Below are 20,173 nucleotides of genomic sequence, written 5' to 3'. Positions count from 1 at the left end.
CCAGGCCCCGGACGCCCACCCGGCTCCACCAACCGCAGGCCGGCGCCCCGCCACGACGTCGGCAAAACGATCAAACGTGACCGGAGCATCACCGCACGTAAACGGCGCACGGGTTAAACGACAAGCTTAGTGGTCGGCGGCGGGTCGGCGGCGAACGACACGACGGCGTCGAAGCCGAGGGGGCCGGTCATCGCCAACGCCGTCTTGGTGAACAGGTCGGGCACGGTGAGGTGTCCGAGTAGGGGTGTAACCGGTCTGGCCTGAAACGCCGAGCCCTGGAGGGCTTGGCGGGAGGACAGGCTATGACTGCAGATCATCGAGTCTGTGCTGAAAACGATGGATACCAGTGGTAGGCGCAGCAGCTCGTGGCGCAGGCCGTCGCTGAGGCTGTGGACCTGGTGGGTCCGGATGTGTCGCTGTCCTCCAGGCTGCGGGCGTTGACGAGTTTGCGCACCGTGGCCAGGTGCAGTCCCAGTTTGCGCCCGATCGCGGCCTTGGACATGCCTTGGGCTGCCAATTTCTGCACGGCGGTGTAGTGCTCGCGTAACCCGGGTCACGATCTTCTCCGGTAGTGGCGGCACCGCCTGCGGCGGGTGTTGTCCTCGGGCGGCGACTGTACTGGCGGGTGAGCCGGGCGCGGTTGGCGTTGACACTCTTCTCTCTCGATGACTGGCACGCTGGTAGGGCGCTCGCGCCACTGATCAATCAGCGGAGCCCGGGCGACCAGCGCCAGGGTGGGCGCGGTGGCGGAGCCTCTGACGGTCTTGCCGGAGCCTGGCCGACGACGGTGGTTCGCACCATCGGGTGACGACGCAGGAACAACACCAGCTCGAAGCCGAGGTGGGCGACAATCAGGGCAGTGGCAATGCCGGCCTGCGTCATCCGCCATGCACGGCCAGCCACACCACGGCGGGGGCTCCGACGACAACCACCGCGGTGGCCACCTCGGCGCGACGTCCTCCAGTCGGCGGGCGCGCCGGGGTGGGCCGGCCAGCGGAACGCGGTGTACGGGCGGGCCGGCGGTCACCGAAACCCGGCGGCGGGTGTCCTCTTGGCGTACCACGGGACGCGCCTCAGAGATGACGGACCAGCCTCAGGTCGCGGACCAGGGCGTGCCGCCGGGTCGACGTGGTCGGCGTCGTGCTGACACGTGCACCGCGCCGTCGTCACCTACGCGCTCGCGCAAGCTGGTTCGGTTTCGTTTCGGGCCGCCGCGACCGTCGCGCACCGGCTACCGCGACTGTCCGGACCGGGTCAGCGAGCACCACTCGTGTATCGCCAGCAGCGTAAACAACGCCGTCGCCCGCACCATGCAGCTCGCGGCGATTGGGGCTGCTGCCGGGCGATCGGCCTATGCGCCGGACCAGTACACCGAGGCAGGCCGCTGACAGATACGTTCCACGCGAAATGTGGCTCACCACCGCCCCGGCTGTGCTCGGTTGTCGTCACCGCTGGTCGTGATCGCTCTGTTCCAGGTCACGGCTATCTGGTCGTCCCACCCCGGTGACGCGGTGTGGGTCGGAGAGCAGGGACAGGACATCGCCGTGCGGTGGCGGTGGTCTGCGCCGTCGAGCATGTGGATGGGCCGGCGGCCGAACAGCCTGCACCGGTCCCGAGACCGCCGAGTGCCGTCGCACGTACCGCTCGTCGTAGAAGAACCGCACCACGTCGGCCACGCAGCGCGACCGCGCGCAGGCCCGTCACACGGGTCTGGACACAGGGCCCCGCCCTCGCGCCGGCCGCAAGGCGTAGCCGTTGTGCACCAACCCGAGGAGTGTCGTCCAGGTACGGTCCGCGCGGCTTGATGAGTGTGCGATGCCCACTGCGCCGGCGGACCCGAAACGCTCGACGGGACGGACACTCTACCGGCTGACGAGCACCGGCAGGAATCGCCTGCTGACGTGGGCGGGCGCTTTCCGCCGCCAGCAAAGGCGGCTGGACGGCGCAATGTCGCGGTCAGCGACCGGCACATCCGGAACCGCAACCGCCGCATCCCCCGGCTCGTTGATTCCCACGGCGGCTTGGCGGAAGCAGTTCACGGCCTCGCCGACCGATTGTCTGAAATACCGAAGAACACGAACAGGCAGGATGCACGTGAAGGTAGCAGCGCAGGCGTACGCCTTCTCCCCCGCGGACATCGAGAAGGTCACCGAGCAGTTCCGCTTCCTGCTCTCAGCCTGCGAGTTCCTGACCCTCGACGCGTACGTGGCCCGCTTCGAGCAGGAGTTCGCCCAGCAGCACCGTGATCCGCTGGCCACCGCCACGCTAGACGCAATCGCATCCGCGGTGAGAGTGGCCGGTAGTAAGTTGACCGAGCCTGCACACACCCTTGCCGCCACCTGCTTCGCGATACTGCGCGCCAGTGCCCGTCCGGTCTTCACCGACTTCGGGACGGACCTCACGCTGGAACCTGCGGACATCGCCCGGCGCATCACCGGCCACGCCCGGTCGATCGTGGCCGCCCATATCGGCAGGCTGATCTCCCCGGCCACACCGGAACTGGCCCCGCTGCGCCAGGACCGGGGCATCGCGGACGCCGCCCACGGCAGTAGCCTGGACGGCCTCACCGGCAGCTCCTTCTGCCTCGTCGCCACCTTCTCTTACTTCTGCACCGAAGTCATCATCCCCATGGGTAAGGGCGGGCTGATACTCACCGCCGACCAACGGCAGCACGACACCGTGCGGCTGATCCGCGACCAAGGCAAGGGCGGCGGCGGCAACCACCCCGAAGTGATCGACGCCAACTGCCGGCTCACCGAGGTGCAGGCGATGCTCCGACTGCTGCAGGTCTACCGCCGGCCGCAGTTCGTCGCCCGCCGCCAGGCGCTACCGGACGGCCCTGGCCGATGTGCCCGGCCTGCGGGTCCTGCTGGTACCGCCCGGCGCCCGATCCAACGACGGCTACCTCGCCGTCCTGCTCGACACCACCGTATCGGAACCGCTGAAGGCCGAGCTGCGCAGCCGGGACGACATCGCGCTCGGCGGGCATATCTACGAGGTCCCGCTGCATCGGCGGTCAGTCTTTCGGTACCTGGCCACCGGCCCGTTGCCGGTCGCCGAGGATCTGCGCGGGCGGCACATCTGCCCGCCGATCTACCCTTCACTGACCTCCCCCGGCCGCTGTTGCGCAACCTGGCGTGAAGGGCCTCGAGCTGCTCCGCCTCGAGGGACTGGGTCTCGACGAGGTACGCGCCCAAATCACCGTCGGCGCTTTGGAACGCCCGGAGGAGGCGGTGGCCGACTCCCGTACCGCCTCATTCTCGGCTTCGGGCACGTCGGCAACCTTGAGGCGCTCAGGCCGTTGCCACTGTTGTTGGCTCGGCACCGGTCCTGCTGATGGTGCAGAACATGGCCGACCGGCGCGAGTACGCCCTGCTCCAGCGGCTGCGCAGCGGCAACGGCCTGGACTTGGTTCGCACCGACGAGCCGTGCTGGCTGCTGCGTGCGCTGCGCGACGGCTGCCGCGTCATCGTAAGCGGCGATCTGGACGCCCACCGGCATTGGCAGTACCGTCACGTTCGTCGCCTGGCGGGTTCGGGACCCCGCCGGTGCCGAGCGGCTGGCCCTGCGCACCAGGGCGCCGATACTAGTTGCGGCCGGCTCGCGGGACGTACGCCGGCCTCAGATGCGCCAAGCCCGGATCAACCCGCGCCTGACCGGCTCGGGTCGCGAGCCCGACGATGTACTCGTGCCATGCAACTCGTTATGCGGAAGATCGAACGCCAGGTGGCCGCCCGGACCGGACAGTGGCTGGCGTTCCGGAATGTGTGGGAGGCACCATGAAGATCGCCCACGTCCAGCCCTACGACCATGCCATTCCTGGCGGGGTTCGCGAGCACGTGGTCAATCTGGCCCGGCATCAGCGGGCGCTGGGTCACCACGTGACGGTAGTCACGACCGCCTCGACCGAGGACGGTCTGGGTCCTGGGGTCGCCGTGGTGTCCCGCAGTGTGGTGGCGGTACCGATCGCCCGCAGCATCGCCCGCGTCTCGCTGTCGCCGCTGGCCTGGTGGCGGGTGCGCCGGCTACTACTGGCCGGCGACCACGACGTGGTGCACATCCACGAACCGCTGGCGCCGATGGTGGCGCTGGCCGCCACGTGCCACACGCGGACGGTCACCGTCGGCACCGTTCACGGGTATCGGCCGGAGTTCCTGCCGTACCGGTTGCTGCGCCGGCCGCTGGACAGGGCGATGCGCCGACTGCACGCCCGCATCGCCGTCTCGGTCGACGCTCGCCGCTGGGTCAGCCAGTACTTCCCCGCCGACTACCAGGTCATCCCCGGCGGGGTCGACGTCGCCCGGTTCAGCGACTCGGCGCTGGCACCGGTCGCCCGTTGGGCCGACGGCCGTCCTACCGTGCTGTACGTCGGCCGGCTCGACCAGCGCAAGGGCTTCCCGGTGCTGCTGGACGCGTGGCCACAGGTCCGGCGGGCATTGCCAGGCGCGCGGCTTCTGGTCACCGGCCAGTTCGATGCCCGCGAGCGTGACCGGTGGGCGCGCCAGGTGCGGCGGCGCGGGCTCGCTGACGTCGAGCTGATCGGGTATGTGCCGGACGCGGAACTGCCCCGCTACTACCGCACCGCCGACGTCTTCTGCGCGCCATCCACCGGGTACGAAGCGCTGGGCATCGTGCTGCTGGAGGCGATGGCCGCCGGACTGGCGGTGGTGACCACCGACATTGAGGGCTACCGTACGATCGTCCGCGACGGGGCGGAGGCCCTGGTGGCGCCACCGGGCGACGTGACGGCCCTGGCCGACCGGCTGATCGCCGCGCTGGTCGACACCGACCTGCGGGCTCGGCTGGTGGCCAACGGGCGACAGCGGGTCCAGGAGTACGACTGGCCCCGACTGGCCGAGCGGCTGCTTCAGCTGTACGCCTCGCTCGGCGCGGGGTCCGCGGAACCGGTTGACCACGCCGGACGACCAGCGCCGTACGGCCGTCCCTGACCCGAGTCACCACCCTTCGTTGATCGACATGCCCGAGAAGGCAGCGGTGCTGGACTTTCGGCACCGGCACCGGCACCGGCACCTGGACGGCTCTCACCTGTGGACGCGGGTGTAGGGGCTCCTCACGGGTTACCATGACAGGCGCCTGAGTTCCGATCACCACCCACCCAACTGGAGCCGCCGCGGCGACGCACGAGGGAGTCGACGTTGGACGACGTACCCCCCGCCACCCCGTTGGCCGGTGCGCACGTGCTGCTCACCGGCAGCACCGGCTTCCTCGGCCAGGCCGTACTGGAACGGCTGCTGTGCAGCTACCCCGACACCCGGGTCAGTCTGCTAATCCGCGGCCGCGGCAGCCGGTCGGCCGCGGACCGCCTGGCCGGGCTGTTGCGCAAGCCCGTCTTCGCCCACTGGCGCGAGCAGGTCGGCGAGAAGGTTGTTCGGGACGCCGTGGCCAGCCGGGTCCGGGTCGTCGACGCCGCGCTGGGCCACGCCGACGCGGCCCTGTCCCTCCCGCACGACCTCGACGTCGTTGTGCACGCCGCCTCCATCGTCTCCTTCGGCCCGCCCGTGGACGAGGCGTTCCGCACCAACGTCTCCGGAGCGGTGCAGCTGTACGAGGCGGTCCGGTCCGCCGGGGCGGCGCCGCATGTCGTGCACGTCTCCACCGCGTACGTCGCCGGCGGGCACAAGGGCGTGGTACCCGAGGTGGCCCTCGAGCACACGGTCGACTGGCGCACCGAACTGGCGGCGGCGCTGGCCGCGCCCGCCGAGGTGGAGCGCGACTCGCGCCGCCCGGAGTTGCTCAGCCGGCTGCTGGCCGAGGCTCGCCGGGAGCACGGCCGGTCCGGGCCCCAGTCGACGGCCGCGGCGGCGGAACGGGCACGGGTCGAGTGGCTTCGGGACCGGCTGGTCGACTACGGCCGGTTGCGCGCCCGCACGCTGGGCTGGCCGGACGTGTACACCTTCACCAAGGCGCTCGGCGAGCGGGTGGCCGAGGACCTCGTCGGCGACACGCTGCCGCTGTCGGTGGTCCGGCCGGCCATCGTGGAGAGCGCCCTGGCCCATCCCCGCCCCGGGTGGATCGACGGGCTCAAGATGACCGACCCGCTGATCCTGGCGTACGGACGGGGGATCCTGCCGGAGTTCCCCGGTCTGCCCGACGGCGTGCTGGACCTGGTGCCGGTCGACATCGTGGTCAACGCGATCCTCGCCGTGGCCGCCGTGCCGCCGCCGGCCGCCAGCCCGGCGTACTACCACGTCGGGTCGGGTGCCCGGAACCCGCTGACCTTCCGCGACATGTACGACACCGTGCGGCAGTATTTCACCGAGCACCCGATGCCCGACGGCGACCGGGGTGACGTGCGGGTGCCGACCTGGGACTTTCCCGGCTCGCGCCGGGTGGGCCGGATGCTGCGCGCCGGCGAGCGTGCCCTGAACGCCGCGCAGAGCGCCCTGCTGGCCGCCCCCGCCACCGACCGTACCCGCGACTGGCAGGACCGGCTCACCCGACGCCGGGCCGATCTGGACTTCCTGCGCCGGTACGCCGACCTGTACGGCGTCTACACCGAGACCGAGGTGGTGTACACCGACGACCGGCTGCTCGCCCTGCACCGTGCGCTGCCGCTCGAGCGGGCCGCCGAGCACGGCTTCGACGTGGCGGCGATCGACTGGCCGCACTACCTCCGGCGGGTGCACATTCCGGCGATCACCGCTTCGCTGCGCCGTACGCCGGCCAACCGGCGCGCCGACCGCCGGTTGCCCGCCGTGACCAACGGCGACCGGGATGTGATTGCCCTGTTCGACCTGGAAGGCACGCTGGTGGCCTCCAACGTCGTGGAGGGCTACCTGTGGGCCCGGCTGGCCGACCTGCCGGCCCGGCACTGGCCGGGCGAGCTCGTCGACCTGGTCGGCCGGCTGCCCGGCTACCTCGCCGCCGAGCGACGCGACCGGGGTGAGTTTCTGCGCCGGTTCCTGCGCCGCTACGCCGGGGCGAGCGAGGCGCTGCTGCACCGGCTCGTCGATGAGCGGCTCGGCGACGCGCTGCTGCGCCGAGCCCACCCGGAGGCGGTCCGGCGGGTGCGGGAGCACCGGGCCGCGGGCCACCGCACGGTGCTCGTGACCGGCACGGTCGACGTACTGGTCCGCCCGCTCGCGCCGCTGTTCGACGAGGTGGTGGCCAGCGGGCTGCACCTGCGCGACGGCGTCTACTCCGGCCTGCTCGACGCGCCGCCGCTGGTGGGCGAGGCCCGGGCGGCGTGGCTGCGGCGGTACGCCCGCACCGCGGGGGCGCGGCTGGAGCACTGCTACGCGTACGGGGACAGCTACTCCGACCGGCCGCTGCTGGAAGCGGTCGGCCAGCCGGTCGCGGTCAACCCCGATCCGCAGCTCTACCGGTACGCCCGCAGCCGGGGTTGGCCGGTGGCCCGGTGGGCAGCGGGCACCCTGCCGGCGCTCGACGCGCTGACGGAGACGGTGCGATGATCCTCACCCTCGAATACCACCGCTCGCCGGCCCGCTACCAGGCCGGGCGGGCCGTCTCTGGCAGCGCCCTGGGTGGCCGGGCGGCCGGCCTCCTCGCCGCCAACCTGGCGCCGCTGCGGCTGCTCACCCGCCCCGAGCCGCGCCCGCCCGCGGCGGACTGGACCCGGGTGCGGGTGCTGCTGGCCGGCATCTGCGGCTCGGACCTGGGGCTGCTCACCGGACGCAACTCGCCGTACCTGTCGGCACTGGTGTCGATGCCCTTCACCCCGGGCCACGAGGTGGTCGGGGTGACCGTCGACGACCTGCCGGAGCTGCCCCGGGGCAGCCGGGTGGTGCTGGACCCGGTGCTCGGCTGCCGGCCCCGCGACGTGCCGCCATGCCGGGCCTGCGCGGGCGGCGCGCACAACCGGTGCGACCGCATCGCGGCCGGTCAGGTCTCGCCCGGGTTGCAGACCGGCTTCTGCGCGGACACCGGTGGCGGCTGGAGCCGGATGCTGGTGGCCCACCGCAGCCAGCTGCACCCCGTGCCGGACCGCCTGGACACCGAACAGGCGCTGCTGGTCGAGCCGCTCGCGTGCGCCATCCACACCGTACGACGGGTGGCCATTGCGGACGGTGCGAGCGTCGTGGTGGTCGGTGCCGGCACGGTCGGCCTGCTCACCCTGCTGGCCCTGCGCGAGCACACCAGGGCGGGCCCGGTCTACGTCATCGCCAAGCACCCGCACCAGCGGGACCGCGCGGCCCAGCTGGGCGCCACGGAGGTGCTGGCCGCGGACCGCGCGACCCGGGCGCTGCGGCGGGCGACCGGCGGCTTCCTGTCCCGGCCGGACCGCGGCCCCGAGTTCCTGCTCGGCGGGGCGGACGTCGCCTTCGATTGCACCGGCGGCAGCGGGCTGGACATCACCCTGCGGGTGGTCCGCGCCGGCGGCACGGTGCTGCTGTCCGGCATGCCGAACGCTGCGGTGGACCTCGCCCCGTTGTGGTTCCGGGAGCTGGAACTCGTCGGCGGGTACGCCTCCGGCGGACGGGACTTTCCGGACGCGCTGGAGCTGGCCGGGGCGCCGCCGCTGCGCGACTACGTCGACGCGGTGTACCCGCTGTCGCGGTGGCGTGACGCGATCGGGCACGCCACGGCGGCGGGACGGTTGGGCACGGTCAAGGTCGCTTTCGACCCGACCCGGGACTGAGAGGAGTGCCGATGGTGGACGCAGCCGGTGCCGGTCGGACGGTGGACGAGGAGCCGGGCCCGTGAGGCCCGGGTTCGTGCTGGAGGTCGACGAGCGCACGCCGGCGCTGCTGATGCACGAGGGGGAAGGATTCCGGCTGGAGCGGCTGCCGTTGGGCAGCCGGGTCGTGTACCCGCCGGAATCGCTGCCCGGCCTACCCGACCTCGACGGGCGGATCCGCGCCGCGCTCGACGCGCCGCTCGGCTGCGAGCCGTTGCGCGAACTGCTGCGCCCGGGCATGCGGCTGACGATCGTCTTCGACGACCTGTCGCTGCCGTTGCCGCCGATGCGCACCCCGGATGTGCGGCAACGGGTGATCGAGCGGGTGCTGGAGCTGGCCGCCGCCCGCGGGGTGGACGACGTGCAGCTCATCGCCGGCAACGCCCTGCACCGCCGGATGACCCCGGCGGAGCTGCGCCGTACGGTGGGCGAGCGGGTGTTCCGCTCGTTTTTCCCGCACCACCTGCGCAACCACGACGCCGAGGACCGGGCGAACCTCACCGAGGTCGGCACCACCCGACACGGCGAGGTTGTGGAGATCAACCGGCGGGCCGCCGAGAGCGACCTGATCGTGTACGTCAACATCACGCTGACCGCGATGAGTGGCGGGCCGAAGTCGGTGTCCGTGGGGCTGGCCTCCTACCGGAGTCTGCGTCACCACCACAACGTGCACACGCTGCGCCGCTCCCGGTCGTTCAACGACCCGCCGAACTCGGCGATGCACCACTCGTACGACCGGATGGCCGGTGTGCTCGGCGAGCACGTGCGGATCTTCCAGATCGAGACGACGCTCAACAACGACACCTTCCCGGCGCAGTTGGGCTTCCTCAACCGGCGCGAGTGGGAGTGGACCCTGCGGGACCAGGCCGCGTACCTCGCCGCGAAGCGGGCCAACGACCTGGTGCCGGCCCGGCGCCGGCGGCAGCTGTGGCACCGCACCGCCGCGCCGTACGGGGTCACCTCGGTCACCGCCGGCGACCCGGCGCAGGTCCACCCGGTGACTGTCGGCCATGTGCTACGCCAGCAGCTCACCGAAGTCGACGGCCCCTCCGACATCGGGATCTTCGGGCTGCCGTACATCTGCCCGTACAACGTCAACTCGGTGATGAACCCGATCCTGGTGATGAGCCTGGGTCTGGGCTACTTCTTCAACCTCTACCGCGGGCAGCCGATCGTCCGGCCCGGCGGAGTGGCGATCTACTACCACCCGGTGCGCAACGAGTTCCACCCGGTGCACCACCCGAGTTACATCGACTTCTTCGAGGAGGTGCTCACCGAGACGACCGACCCGGTGGCCATCGAGACGAAGTTCGAAGAGCGTTTCGCCACCGACCCGTGGTACGTCCACCTGTACCGCAACAGCTACGCCTACCACGGAGTGCATCCGCTGTACATGTGGTATTGGGGTGCGCACGCGCTGGAGCACCTCGGCGAGGTGATCTTCGTCGGCGGGGACCGGCACAGCACGGCCCGGATGGGTTTCCGCAGTGCCTCGACCCTGGCCGACGCGCTGGAGATGGCCCGGGACACGGTCGGCCGCAGCCCCACTGTGACGTACCTGCACGCCCCGCCGCTGACCATGGCCGACGTGCGGTAGGCGGGCATGGGCATCATCGACGAGGCGCGGATGCTGGCCGCCGGGCGGGACTGGCGGGGCCGCTCCCGTACCCCGCGCAGCGCGGTCGGCCACGAACTGCCCCAGCCACCCGGCGAGTTCCCTACCGCCTGGGCGCGCAGCCGCGCCGCGCAGGTCACCCGCCGCGCCCTGCAACTCGTCCTGATGCGGCCGGCGACCTGGAGCCAGACCCGTCCGGAGGTGCAGGGCCGGGACCTGCTGCGGGACCTGACCGGCCCGGTGGTGTTCGTGGCCAACCACAGCAGCCACCTGGACGCCCCGCTGATCATCGGCTCGCTGCCCGACCGGTTCGCGCGCAACCTCGCCGTCGGGGCGGCAGCGGACTACTTCTTCGACGCCCGCTGGCGCGCGGCCGCCACCGCGCTGGTGTTCAACGCCTTCCCGGTCGAGCGCTACCGGTCCCGCCGGCTGCGCAGCCTCGCCCCGGAACTGGTCGCGCAGGGCTGGAACCTGCTGCTGTTCCCGGAGGGCAGCCGCAGCGAGGACGGCTGGATGTCCCCGTTGCGGATGGGCGCGGCCCAGCTCTGCGTCACCCGGGGCGTGCCCGCGGTGCCGGTGGTGCTGCGCGGGACGTACGCCGCGATGCCGCGCGGGCGCAACTGGCCGATGCCCGGCCGACCGCGGGTGGTGGTCCGGTACGGCCCAGCGCTGAACCCGGAACCGGACGAGCGGGCACGCGCCTTCCACGCCCGGCTCACCGCTGCGGTGAGCCGGCTGTGGGCCGAGGACGACCTGGGCTGGTACGGGGCGCTGCGGGCCGCCGCGCGCGGCGAGTTGGCGCTGCCGACCGGCCCGCCGGCGGCGTCTTGGCGGCGGACCTGGGAGGCTACCCGGCCGGTGCCCGGCGGGGGCGGGGACCGGGTGTGGGGTGAGCCGCGCTGACCGCGTCCGCGCCGCCGCTGGCCGCCGCGCGCGAGGCGGCCGGGTCAGGCCCGGCGCCACCGCTTCGGGTCGGGCAGCAGCTCGTTCATCGAGCCGGACCGGAACGGAGCCACGGTCAGCGGTGCGTCGCCGAAGCCGGCGGCCCGCACCGCCTCGCCCAGCACCGACAGGCTCCGAGCGGCCGCCACCAGCGACGCGTCGACCTCCACCCGTACCGAGTCGCCGAGGTCCCGTACCCGCAGGTCCCGCACGCCGAGGTTGGCGAGCAGCGCCCGGGCGGCAGCCTCGGCGCGTTCCACCCGGGCCAGCCGGGCCGGGGTGATGCGTACGCCGTACGCGATGCGGCTGGACAGGCAGGCGGCGGCCGGCTTGTCCCACATCGGCACCCGCCACCGGCGGCCGACCCGCCGCACCGCGGCCTTGTCCAAGCCGAGGTCGGCGAGGGGGGTGCGGGCGCCGCGCTCGGCGGCGGCCCGGATGCCGGGGCGGAAGCCGGCGGCCACGTCGCTGGCGTTCGTGCCGGTCACCAGGCTGGTGTAGCCCTCCGCGTGGGCCACCTCGGTGGCGGTGTCCAGCAGGGTGCCCTTGCAGAAGTAGCAGCGCCGGGGGCCGTTGTCCCGGTAGCCGCGCACCGCCAGCTCGGCGGTGGGCACCGCGTGGTGCGCCACGCCCAGCACGGCGCACCAGGCGCGGGCGGCGGCGAGCTCCGCCTCCGGCAGCGCGGGCGAGACCGCAGTGACCGCCGCCACGTCCGCCGTGCCGAGGGCGCGCACCGCCGCAGCCAACACGACTGCCGAGTCGACGCCGCCGGAGAAGGCGACCAGGGGCCGCCCGTACCTGCCGACCTCGGCGACCAGCCGCGCCGCCAGTTCCGCCACTGGATCGTGCATCCCTCGCCCACCTTCCGGTGCCGCCCCGCCGCCACGATGACGACCCGCAGGAGCCGCACATGACCGGACCGTACCCGAGGCAGCAGTCGCCGGTGACCCGCCAGGCACGCGCGGCGACCGTCGATCTGGGTTTCGCCCGGCTCGACGTCGACCGCGCCGCCCGCACCGGCGATCCGGAGGTGGTGTTCGGCGCCGGCAAGACCCCCGAACAGGTCATCGGGGCGCTAGCCGCGTTGCATCGGGCGCACCCGGAACGCGCGGTGCTGGCGACCCGGCTGACCGCCGAGGCCGGCAGCCGGTGCCGCGCGGAGCTACCCGGCGTACGCCTGGATGAGGCCGGCCGGTGCGCGGTGCTCGGCCCGCCACCGCAGGCCCGGGGACGGGTGGCAGTCGTCGCCGCCGGCACCGCCGACCTGCCGGTGGTACGCGAGTGCGCCACCACGATCGAGGTGTTCGGCGCCGCGCCGGAGATGGTCCTCGACGTCGGCGTGGCCGGCCTGCACCGGCTACTCGCCCAGCGGGACCGGATCGCGGGCTGCGACGTCGTGGTGGCCGTCGCCGGCATGGAGGCCGCCCTGCCGTCGGTCCTGGGAGGGCTGGTCGGCAACCCGCTGATCGCGGTGCCGACCAGCGTCGGCTACGGCTGGCACCTCGACGGCATGGTGGCCTGGCTCGCGGCGCTCAACAGCTGCGCGCCCGGCGTGCTCACCGTCAACGTGGACAACGGCTTCGGCGCCGGGGTCGCCGCGGCCCGGATCGCCCGGCGTACCGCCGGGGCCGCGGACAGCACGGGGGAGGCGTCACGGTGAGAGTGCTATGGGTGGACGCGGGCAACGGCGCCGCCGGTGACATGCTGCTGGGCGCGCTGCTCGACGCCGGAGCCGACCTGGACCGGGTGCGCGCCGGCCTCGCCCAGCTCGGATTGGAGGAGATGCGGGTCGGGCTGCGGCAGGTGCGCCGGCACGGGCTGCGAGCCGCGCGAGCGGTGGTGGAGGTCCCCGACGCGGCGACCTCACGCGGACTGGCAGAGATCGTCGCGGCCGTCAACACGGCAGGGTTGCCGGCACCGGTACGCGACTTCGCCGTCGCGACGTTCGACCGGTTGGCCCGCGCCGAGGCGCGGGTGCACGGCGTGCCCGTGGAACGGATCCACTTCCACGAGGTGGGTGCCCTGGACGCGGTCGTGGACGTGGTGGGTTGTGCGCTCGCGCTGCACGAGCTCGACCTGCTGGGGGCACAGGCCCGGATCGTCGGGCCAGTGGCGGTGGGCTCGGGCACCGTCCACAGCGCCCACGGGCCGCTGCCGGTGCCCGCACCGGCGGTACTGGAACTGCTGGTCGCAGCCGGCGCGCCGATCAGGGAACACCCGGCACAGCGGGAGCTGTGCACGCCCACCGGCGCAGCGCTGCTTACCACGCTGGCCACCGGATGGGGACCAGCTCCCTCCTGCGTGCCGACGGCTGCCGGCGTCGGCGCCGGCAGCGCCGACCCGCCCGGACACCCGAACGTGCTCCGACTGCTGGTCGGCCGGGACGCGCCGACCGGGCCGGGCCCCGAGTGGGTCACCAGCGCACTGCACCGGGTCGACGCCACCGTCGACGACCTGGACCCCCGCGTCTGGCCGGACCTACTGCACCAGCTACGGGCCGCTGGGGCGGCCGACGCCTGGTGCACCCCGGCCCTGACCCACCACGGCCGGCCCGGACAGGTGCTCAGCGTGCTAACCGAGGCAGAGCGGGTGGACCTGCTCTGCGGGATCGTCTTCGAGGAGACGACCACCCTCGGCGTGCGAATCTCGACCGTCGAGCGGCGCGCGCTGCGCCGCGACGAGGTGACCGTGACCATCGCCGGGTGCGCGGTCGCCGTCAAGCGTGGTCACGTCGGCGACCGCGTGGTGACAGTGCAGCCGGAGTACCAGGAGGCGCTGACGGTGGCGCGACGCACCGGCCTACCGGTAGCCGAGGTGCTCGCCCGTGCCGCAGAGGCAGCGCAGCCGGCATCGACGGGAGAGGCTGCGGCAAGACAGACCGTGCCGGGAGCAGCCGGAGCAACGGGCGGCCCCAGCCACGCCGGAGACCGGTGACTGGCACCCGGCGGCGGAAGCGCCGGTATGACCGGAACGGCCGCGGAGACGTCCGTCGACAACGACCTCGTGCATGGTTGTCCGCAGCGTGGGGAGTGCCCCCGGCTGGGGCAGGTCACATGGCGGTGATGGCGGCGATGGGTTCGCGCCGCGGTCGGTGTGTTGATGGTCGGACAGTAGACCGGCGACAGCCCGGATGGTGGTGTCGAGGCTGTCGCGGCGGCCGAGATGGCGGGTCAAGCTGCGCCAGTTCTTCAGGTGGGCGATGGCGTGCTCGACGCGTACCCGGCGGCGGGCGTGCTCGCGGCGCTGGGCTTGGCGTAGTTCGGCGATGCCAGGCAGGCGTTCCAGGGTTTTCTTGTGATGCCGCAGTGTCGGGGTGATCACCTGGCCGCCGGTTTGGGCGCCAAGACCCTGATAGCCGGCGTCGGCGAGGATACGCACCCCGGCGGTGTGGGCCAGCCAGTCCGTCAGAAGGGCCTGGCGAGCTTGGGTGATGTCGGCGGTGCTGCCGGGCACGGTGGCACCGCAGAACAACAGCCGGCCCTGGTTGTCGCTGAGGACCATCGTCTTGATCGCGTTGGTGCGCGACTTCCCGGACACGAACCGCTGCCGTCCGGCGCGGCCGGCAGCAGGACGCCGGACGCGGATCTCGGTGGCGCCCATCAACGCCGCCGCCCGCACATGATCCAGGTAGGCGACCACGTCAGCCAGGGTGCGCAGCCGCAGGCCGCCGGGCACCCGGCAGCCCCGCTCGGCCAGCAACGGTCGGATCTCGCCCACCGCCCGGGGATCGTGGAGCGGTCCACCCCGAACCACGCCGCCAGCACATCATGGGTCACGCCGTGACGCAGGCAGACCAGGGTGGCCAGCAGCCGGTCAACGAAGACCAGCCGGTAGCGGGCACCGGCACCTACCGCCCGCCGACGGTCCGGGCGGTCAACCGGGCTTGCTGCCGGTCCTGCCACACCGGACCCACCTCGGCCACCAGTTCGGCGATGACCTCGACAGACAAGCCCGTCACCCGACGATGAAGCACCATAGTGGACCGAACCACCGGAAGATCATCCCACCAAGCACCCACAACCATGCACGAGGTCTTTAGGGCCGGCGGGGTACGGGCGCACTTCTGAGTCCCGGATGCGGCCGAAGGCTCCACCGCCCTCGCGGTGACGTTCTTGGCGACCGTGCCAAGATCGGCGTGCTTGTGGCGGTCTACCGGTTCGTCGGGCGTGGTGCTGGCGTCTACACCGCGGCCAGCCGTGGTGGCTGCGGCGGGCGTAGCGAGCATGGCGTCGGGCAAACTCGCCGCCTACTGGTCCGATCGGAGGCGGCTGCTCGGCTGGTTCACCGTCAGCCAGGTCGGCTTCCTGCTCGTACCGGTCGTTGCGGCTGGCCCCAGCGACCTCGCGATAAACCTCAGCGACGGTGACCGACATCGCCGCGTTCGCAGTCACTGCTGCACTGCTCGCGCGGCGGGACCTCGCCCAGTGGCAGGGCGTAGCCGCCGGGTGGCCGTGGCTCGCTGTGGCTCTGCTGGTTGCGCTGCTCGGCCTGGTCGGCATCCCACCCACCGCGGTGTTCGTTGGCAGGGTCACGACCGTGAACGCCGCCTGGGACGGCGGGTATGCGTGGCTCGCTGTCGCCGTATTCGTGAGCATCAGCTTGTTCCTACCTTCGCTGGATCGTTCCGACCTACCGCAGTCCGGCGCAGGCATCGTCGGACGGCGGTCACTCCGCCGCGCTCCACCAGAACCCGGCGCGGCGGTGGCCGGAGAGGGCAGTGACCGATGCTGCTCTCAGCCTCGTGGCAGGTGTCACCGCAGGTCTGCCCTGGGAGGTGGCGGCCCCGCAACAGATCCCAGGAGCCGGGCCGATGGCCGGAATAGGTGGTGGCTAAGGATCGGCCACGTATGAGGATGATCAAGTGAGCTAATACGCCGATCTGATGCCGCCATGCCTCCGAAAGGCGGAGGTTGGTATCACCTGAAAGGATTAGCTAGTGGATCATCTGACGGTGGCGCGATGTCTCCCCCCGTTCCTGCCTCACCCGGCGCCCCTGCAGGGGAATGAGAGGTTTGACTTGATCGCGCGTGTTCTCCCAGGGACTGCCCGGGCGCCCCGGGGGCTCCGGTTGCAAACGGCGAAAATGTGAGCAGCGCCACTCCATCACTCTGGGTAACTGCTGCTTATCCTGCCTAGCCTCGTCGAATGCGTAACGACGGCACCCTCGACGACCAGAACAAACTCGGCTGGCCGGCTGACCGTTCGGACGATATCCCCTCAGCCGATCGACTACACGGCACCTTCCAGCCCCGACTCCGCAATGTCAGACTGTTGAGTACCCGCCTCGACGGCCTGCGTAACTTCCTCGCCGCCCGGCGCAGGCGGACCAAGGTGGCGGTCGCCACCGGAGCGGTGTGCTGCCTCGGCCTCGCGGCCCTCACCCAGGTCGACGCCAGCTCCGGCGGCCAGTCTCCGGTGCCCGACCAGCGCGCGGAGATCACTCAGCGGGCCGAGGCCGACGCCGCCTCCCGCGGACTGGCCCGCGAGTCCGCCGCCCCGGCCACCGAAGCCCCTGCCCCCGCAAGCTCCCCGTCCCCAACGGCAACCCTCAAGCCCAAGCCCAAGCCCAAGGCCACGTCGAAGTCGAAACCCAAGCCCAAGCGAATTCCCCCAGTCGCGGGGCTGGACCGGGCTCAGATGGACAACGCCAAGAAGATCGTGGAGACCGGCCGGAAGATGGGCGTCCCCCGCCGCGCGCTTGTGATCGCGGTGGCCACGGCAATGCAGGAGAGCAGCCTCTACAACTACGCAAGCGGCGTGCTGCCCGAGTCGCAGAACTACCCGCACCAGGCCATCGGTTGGGACCACGACTCCGTTGGACTCTTTCAGCAGCGCCCCAGCACCGGCTGGGGGCCCGTACGCGACCTGATGAAACCGGAATTCGCCACCCGGCAGTTCCTCACTGCGCTGCTGGCAATCCCCGGCTGGCAGAACCTGCCGCTGACCCTCGCTGCCCAGGCTGTCCAGGTCTCCGCCTTTCCCTACGCCTACGCCCAGCACGAATGGCGGGCGATCAAAGTAGTGGACGCCATCTTGAGCTGACCAGGTATGCGGCTAGCGCCCCGTCATGCAGCCTTGAACGGGTAATCCGGGTGGCGGATCTTGGAGCCGGCGGCGAATCCGGTTTTCGGTTTGGCGCGTTGGTTGCGCCAGCGGATGTAGTCGCCGATGGCGGCGTCCTGCTCGCCGTGGCTGCGGTGGTCGGTGCCGTTGAGGGCGAAGTAGCGGACAGCGGCGAACTCCGCTTCGATCCAGTTCAGCCAGGACGCGTAGGTCGGTAGGAACACCAGTTCCACGCGGTTGGCCGCACACCAGGCACGGACCTCGGGGTGCTTGTGCGGGGAGAAGTTGTCCACGATCAGGTAGAGACGCTGGTCGGGCCAGCGGCGGCGACAGCAGGGTCTTGAGAAAGCCGAGGAACTCGCGCCAGCGTTTGCGGTCACGGATGCGGTAATGCAGGCGCCCGGTGGCCAGGTCGAGGGCGGCGATCATGTGCCGCACCCCGTGGTCGCGGGTGTAGGTGGCCCGCAGCCGCGCCAGCTGTCCCTGGGATCGCCAGGCGCGGCCGGGGCGGGGTTGCAGGTTCAACGGCCCGAACTCGTCAACGCAGAGCACCCGCCCGTCTGCCGGCGGGTGGTCGTAGAGGTCCAGGATCCGGCGCATCTTGGCCGTGAAGTCGGGGTCAGTGCTGGCCTTCCAGGTCTTGGTGGCCTGCCACGACACCCCACGCTCATGCAGGACCCGCCGAACGGTCTCGACGCTGATCGTCGCCACGTAGCCGGCCTCGATCAGGTAGTCGCGCAGCTTCGCAAGCGACCAGCAGGAGAACGGTCGGCCGAGGAAACGGGGGTCGCACCGGGCGATGACACAGATCCAGTCCCGGGTCTGCTCATCGATCCGTCTCGGTGCGCCCCCGCTCCATTTTGGGTCCAACGCGTCGAACCCCCGCTCGTTGAACGCGTGGATCACGTCCCGCACGTAGTCCTCGCTGGTCTTGAGTAGGTGAGCGATGTCCGGGGCCGGCTGGCCTTGGGCGGACATCAGCACCACGATCGCCCGACGCAGTTTCACCGGGTCCCTCGCGGTCCGGGTGATCCGCTGCAACCGCTCCCCTCAGCCATCGACACCTGCCGGACGAACACCTCCGGCCGTCTGCCCACCGGCCACCACCTCCCACCCTGAACGATGAGAGACAGCCTGCCCGACGAGTCCACTGAACCGACGGATTACACGATCAACGTTCAAAGACGAGGCACTAGCTCGTTGTAGGTGCGGTTCCCGCCCGACGCCAAGCGCACCAAGCGAGTTGGGAGAACGGAACAATTACCAGGAGGTCAACGAGGTAGGCAACCCATTCGAGACGGAGAACTCGGCCCACCGGAAAAGCGATAGCGGCGAGGCAGATCAGGGCAGCGACCCACCGCTGGGAAAGTCGGGTCCAACCGAGTAGTATGCCGAATACCAGTAGAGACAACGGGAAGGTCGGCCCTGGTAGCCATAGCACGAAAAGGCTTTGCGGTGGGTAGTCCTCGAGCTGATCCAGGGCTGTCCGATCAACCATGCCGAAGACCTCTTCGAAGAAGCCCTGCATTCCGAAGGTGATGCTGCCGAACATGCCGATCAACAGCAGCAACAACCACAGCCCAGCCGCACGGGGTGCGCATTCGCGCAGCCGTTCGTATTCGCCGATTAGTCCATACACCCAGGGCACCATGGACAGCGCGATCAGCATTCCGCCGTTCACGCCGTAATGTCCGTCGATCCAGAAAAACGGTGATGCAGCAAAGATGAGCGGGCCAAGAAGGAGTGCCGCTGCCTGCAATCGTTGCACGACCATCTGCACAGGTTATCCGCACGCAATGAGTTCGCATCCGGAGCGGCAAGCCGCCTCATCCGGAATTCCCTGGCCTGTCGAGAGCGCTTCCCTTACAGCGGCGGCGAGCATATCGTTGCGAATGACTACCCGACTTTCCTCGTCGAGGAAGATTCCGGCGATGTTCAGCATGCCAGTGCCCGACATGTCCTGCCTCCGATGTTTGCGGTCCGCTGGGAACTTAGTCCGACGCTATCCCTGGGCCCGTTGGTGGCTCTTCGAAGTTAAGCGGGGTTGAGGTGTCCGCGGTGGCGTCGGGTGGTGGCGGTGCGGGTGCGTAGGCGTTGGTTTTCGGGGTTTCGGAAGCCGTAGGCGTCGCGGGCGACGGTCTTGATAACCCGGTTGGTTCCTTCGGAGCCGGCGTTGGTGATCCCGGTGGTCAGGAAGGTGTGGATCTGTGGCCACCAGGTTTCGATCGTGGTGGCGAGCCGGTGAAGTTCGGTCAGGTCGGAGGCGGCGCAGCGGGCGTAGAAGCGGTGCAGCAGCCGGTGGGCGTGTTCCCGGTTCGGCTGGGTGCGGGCGACCGCGAGCAGGTCGAGCAGGTCTTCTTTCGCGTTCCATGCGGCCAGGATCGGAGCACCGATCGCCGTCGGGAGGGCCTCGAGGGTGTCGACGAGGCCGTCGACGTGCTTGCCGCTCATGCGGGCGGCCGAGCGGGTCAGCCGGTTACGCATCCGCCATTCCGGGTCGCTGCCGCGACCGCGGCGCCCCCGCTGGGTCAAGGTCATGCGGCGGCGGACCTCGGTGACCGCCCGGTTGGCCAGTTGCACGACGTGGAAATGATCGACGACCAGCACCGCGTGCGGTAACACCTGCCGGATCGCGGACTTGAACACGGTGCACATGTCGATCGCCACCGCCTGGACCTGCTCACGCCAGGCCGGCGGGCGAGCGGTCAGCCAGCCGGTCACCGCCGCCGTGGTACGGCCTTCGACCTGCGCGAGCAGCCCCTGACCACCGGACAGATCGCAGTAGAGTCGGCCTGGAGCGCGGTTTCGGGGTTGTCCCGGTCCGTTTCTCCAGGCCGCTCACCGAACCGGACGTGCGGGTTGGCCCCGCATCCGGCTCTCCACGGTCTCTGCCG

The 20,173-nt window shown here is 71.2% G+C and carries 12 protein-coding genes and 5 pseudogenes; 10 read left to right on the top strand and 7 right to left on the bottom strand.

All coding sequences use genetic code 11. The features are described 5' to 3' along the window. Nucleotides 1-1,815: 1,815 nt before the first annotated feature. From DLJ47_RS05065 to DLJ47_RS05035, 6 genes and pseudogenes are all read left to right on the top strand, one after another. Nucleotides 1,816-3,337, top strand: a pseudogene (locus tag DLJ47_RS05065) (DegT/DnrJ/EryC1/StrS family aminotransferase). Nucleotides 3,338-3,779: 442 nt separating this feature from the next. Further along, on the top strand, nt 3,780-4,949 hold the full coding sequence (locus DLJ47_RS05055) for a glycosyltransferase family 4 protein (protein WP_158289780.1): 1,170 nt from the start codon (nt 3,780-3,782) through the stop codon (nt 4,947-4,949). Between the two features lie 207 nt (nt 4,950-5,156). Next, entirely contained in the window at nt 5,157-7,433 is a 2,277-nt protein-coding gene (locus DLJ47_RS05050; protein ID WP_109898926.1) for an HAD-IB family hydrolase, read from the top strand. Continuing rightward, a complete protein-coding gene (locus DLJ47_RS05045; RefSeq protein WP_109898925.1) occupies nt 7,430-8,620 on the top strand; it encodes a zinc-dependent alcohol dehydrogenase in 1,191 nt (396 codons plus the stop codon). The genes DLJ47_RS05050 and DLJ47_RS05045 overlap by 4 nt, the downstream gene beginning before the upstream one ends. 61 nt (nt 8,621-8,681) lie before the next feature. Continuing rightward, nucleotides 8,682-10,256 (top strand): lactate racemase domain-containing protein, encoded by a 1,575-nt coding sequence (locus tag DLJ47_RS05040; RefSeq protein WP_199235707.1) that lies wholly within the window; start codon nt 8,682-8,684, stop codon nt 10,254-10,256. Between the two features lie 6 nt (nt 10,257-10,262). Further along, nucleotides 10,263-11,177 carry a lysophospholipid acyltransferase family protein gene (locus tag DLJ47_RS05035; protein WP_109898923.1) on the top strand — a complete coding sequence of 305 codons (915 nt, stop codon included), beginning with the start codon at nt 10,263-10,265 and terminating at the stop codon, nt 11,175-11,177. A gap of 44 nt (nt 11,178-11,221) precedes the next feature. Here the strand turns inward: DLJ47_RS05035 and larE are convergent, their stop codons facing one another. Next, nucleotides 11,222-12,067, bottom strand: coding sequence for an ATP-dependent sacrificial sulfur transferase LarE (gene larE / locus DLJ47_RS05030; protein WP_109898922.1), 846 nt, complete (start codon nt 12,065-12,067; stop codon nt 11,222-11,224). A gap of 59 nt (nt 12,068-12,126) precedes the next feature. Here larE and larB point away from each other — a divergent pair, with 59 nt between their 5' ends. Further along, a complete protein-coding gene (gene larB / locus DLJ47_RS05025; RefSeq protein WP_109898921.1) occupies nt 12,127-12,876 on the top strand; it encodes a nickel pincer cofactor biosynthesis protein LarB in 750 nt (249 codons plus the stop codon). Between the two features lie 41 nt (nt 12,877-12,917). Then, nucleotides 12,918-13,973 (top strand): annotated as a pseudogene (gene larC / locus DLJ47_RS36645) (nickel pincer cofactor biosynthesis protein LarC); the annotation flags it as partial. A gap of 42 nt (nt 13,974-14,015) precedes the next feature. Here larC and DLJ47_RS37850 read toward each other — a convergent pair. Together DLJ47_RS37850 and DLJ47_RS36635 are read right to left on the bottom strand one after the other, a co-directional pair. Further along, nucleotides 14,016-14,924 (bottom strand): transposase family protein, encoded by a 909-nt coding sequence (locus DLJ47_RS37850; RefSeq protein ID WP_446723533.1) that lies wholly within the window; start codon nt 14,922-14,924, stop codon nt 14,016-14,018. Next, a complete protein-coding gene (locus tag DLJ47_RS36635) occupies nt 14,816-15,043 on the bottom strand; it encodes a helix-turn-helix domain-containing protein (protein WP_446723532.1) in 228 nt (75 codons plus the stop codon). The genes DLJ47_RS37850 and DLJ47_RS36635 overlap by 109 nt, the downstream gene beginning before the upstream one ends. Nucleotides 15,044-15,247: 204 nt before the next feature. On the opposite strand from DLJ47_RS36635, the pseudogene DLJ47_RS05010 reads away from it, so the two are divergent. Beyond that, a pseudogene (locus tag DLJ47_RS05010) lies at nt 15,248-16,050 on the top strand (proton-conducting transporter transmembrane domain-containing protein); the annotation flags it as partial. A 311-nt stretch (nt 16,051-16,361) separates the two neighbouring features. After that, complete coding sequence (locus DLJ47_RS05005) at nt 16,362-17,258, top strand: peptidase M23 (RefSeq protein WP_109898920.1); 897 nt, start codon at nt 16,362-16,364, stop codon at nt 17,256-17,258. A 23-nt stretch (nt 17,259-17,281) separates the two neighbouring features. On the opposite strand, the gene DLJ47_RS36630 is transcribed toward DLJ47_RS05005, so the two are convergent. The 4 genes and pseudogenes from DLJ47_RS36630 to DLJ47_RS04980 all read right to left on the bottom strand — a co-directional run. Continuing rightward, nucleotides 17,282-17,572: a transposase gene (locus DLJ47_RS36630; RefSeq protein WP_146228028.1), complete on the bottom strand. Its 291-nt coding sequence runs from the start codon at nt 17,570-17,572 to the stop codon at nt 17,282-17,284. Between the two features lie 94 nt (nt 17,573-17,666). Continuing rightward, nucleotides 17,667-18,257: pseudogene (locus DLJ47_RS36625) on the bottom strand (IS630 family transposase); the annotation flags it as partial. A gap of 214 nt (nt 18,258-18,471) precedes the next feature. After that, nucleotides 18,472-19,053: a hypothetical protein gene (locus DLJ47_RS04985; RefSeq protein WP_109898930.1), complete on the bottom strand. Its 582-nt coding sequence runs from the start codon at nt 19,051-19,053 to the stop codon at nt 18,472-18,474. 260 nt (nt 19,054-19,313) lie between these two features. Further along, a pseudogene (locus tag DLJ47_RS04980) lies at nt 19,314-20,069 on the bottom strand (ISL3 family transposase); the annotation flags it as partial. Between the last annotated feature and the right edge of the window lie 104 nt (nt 20,070-20,173).

The sequence above is a fragment of the Micromonospora sp. S4605 genome, from assembly GCF_003176715.1.
GTDB lineage: Bacteria > Actinomycetota > Actinomycetes > Mycobacteriales > Micromonosporaceae > Micromonospora > Micromonospora echinaurantiaca.
The sequence above is the reverse complement of the archived record's forward strand: the minus strand, read 5'-3'. Positions and strand labels throughout refer to the sequence as shown.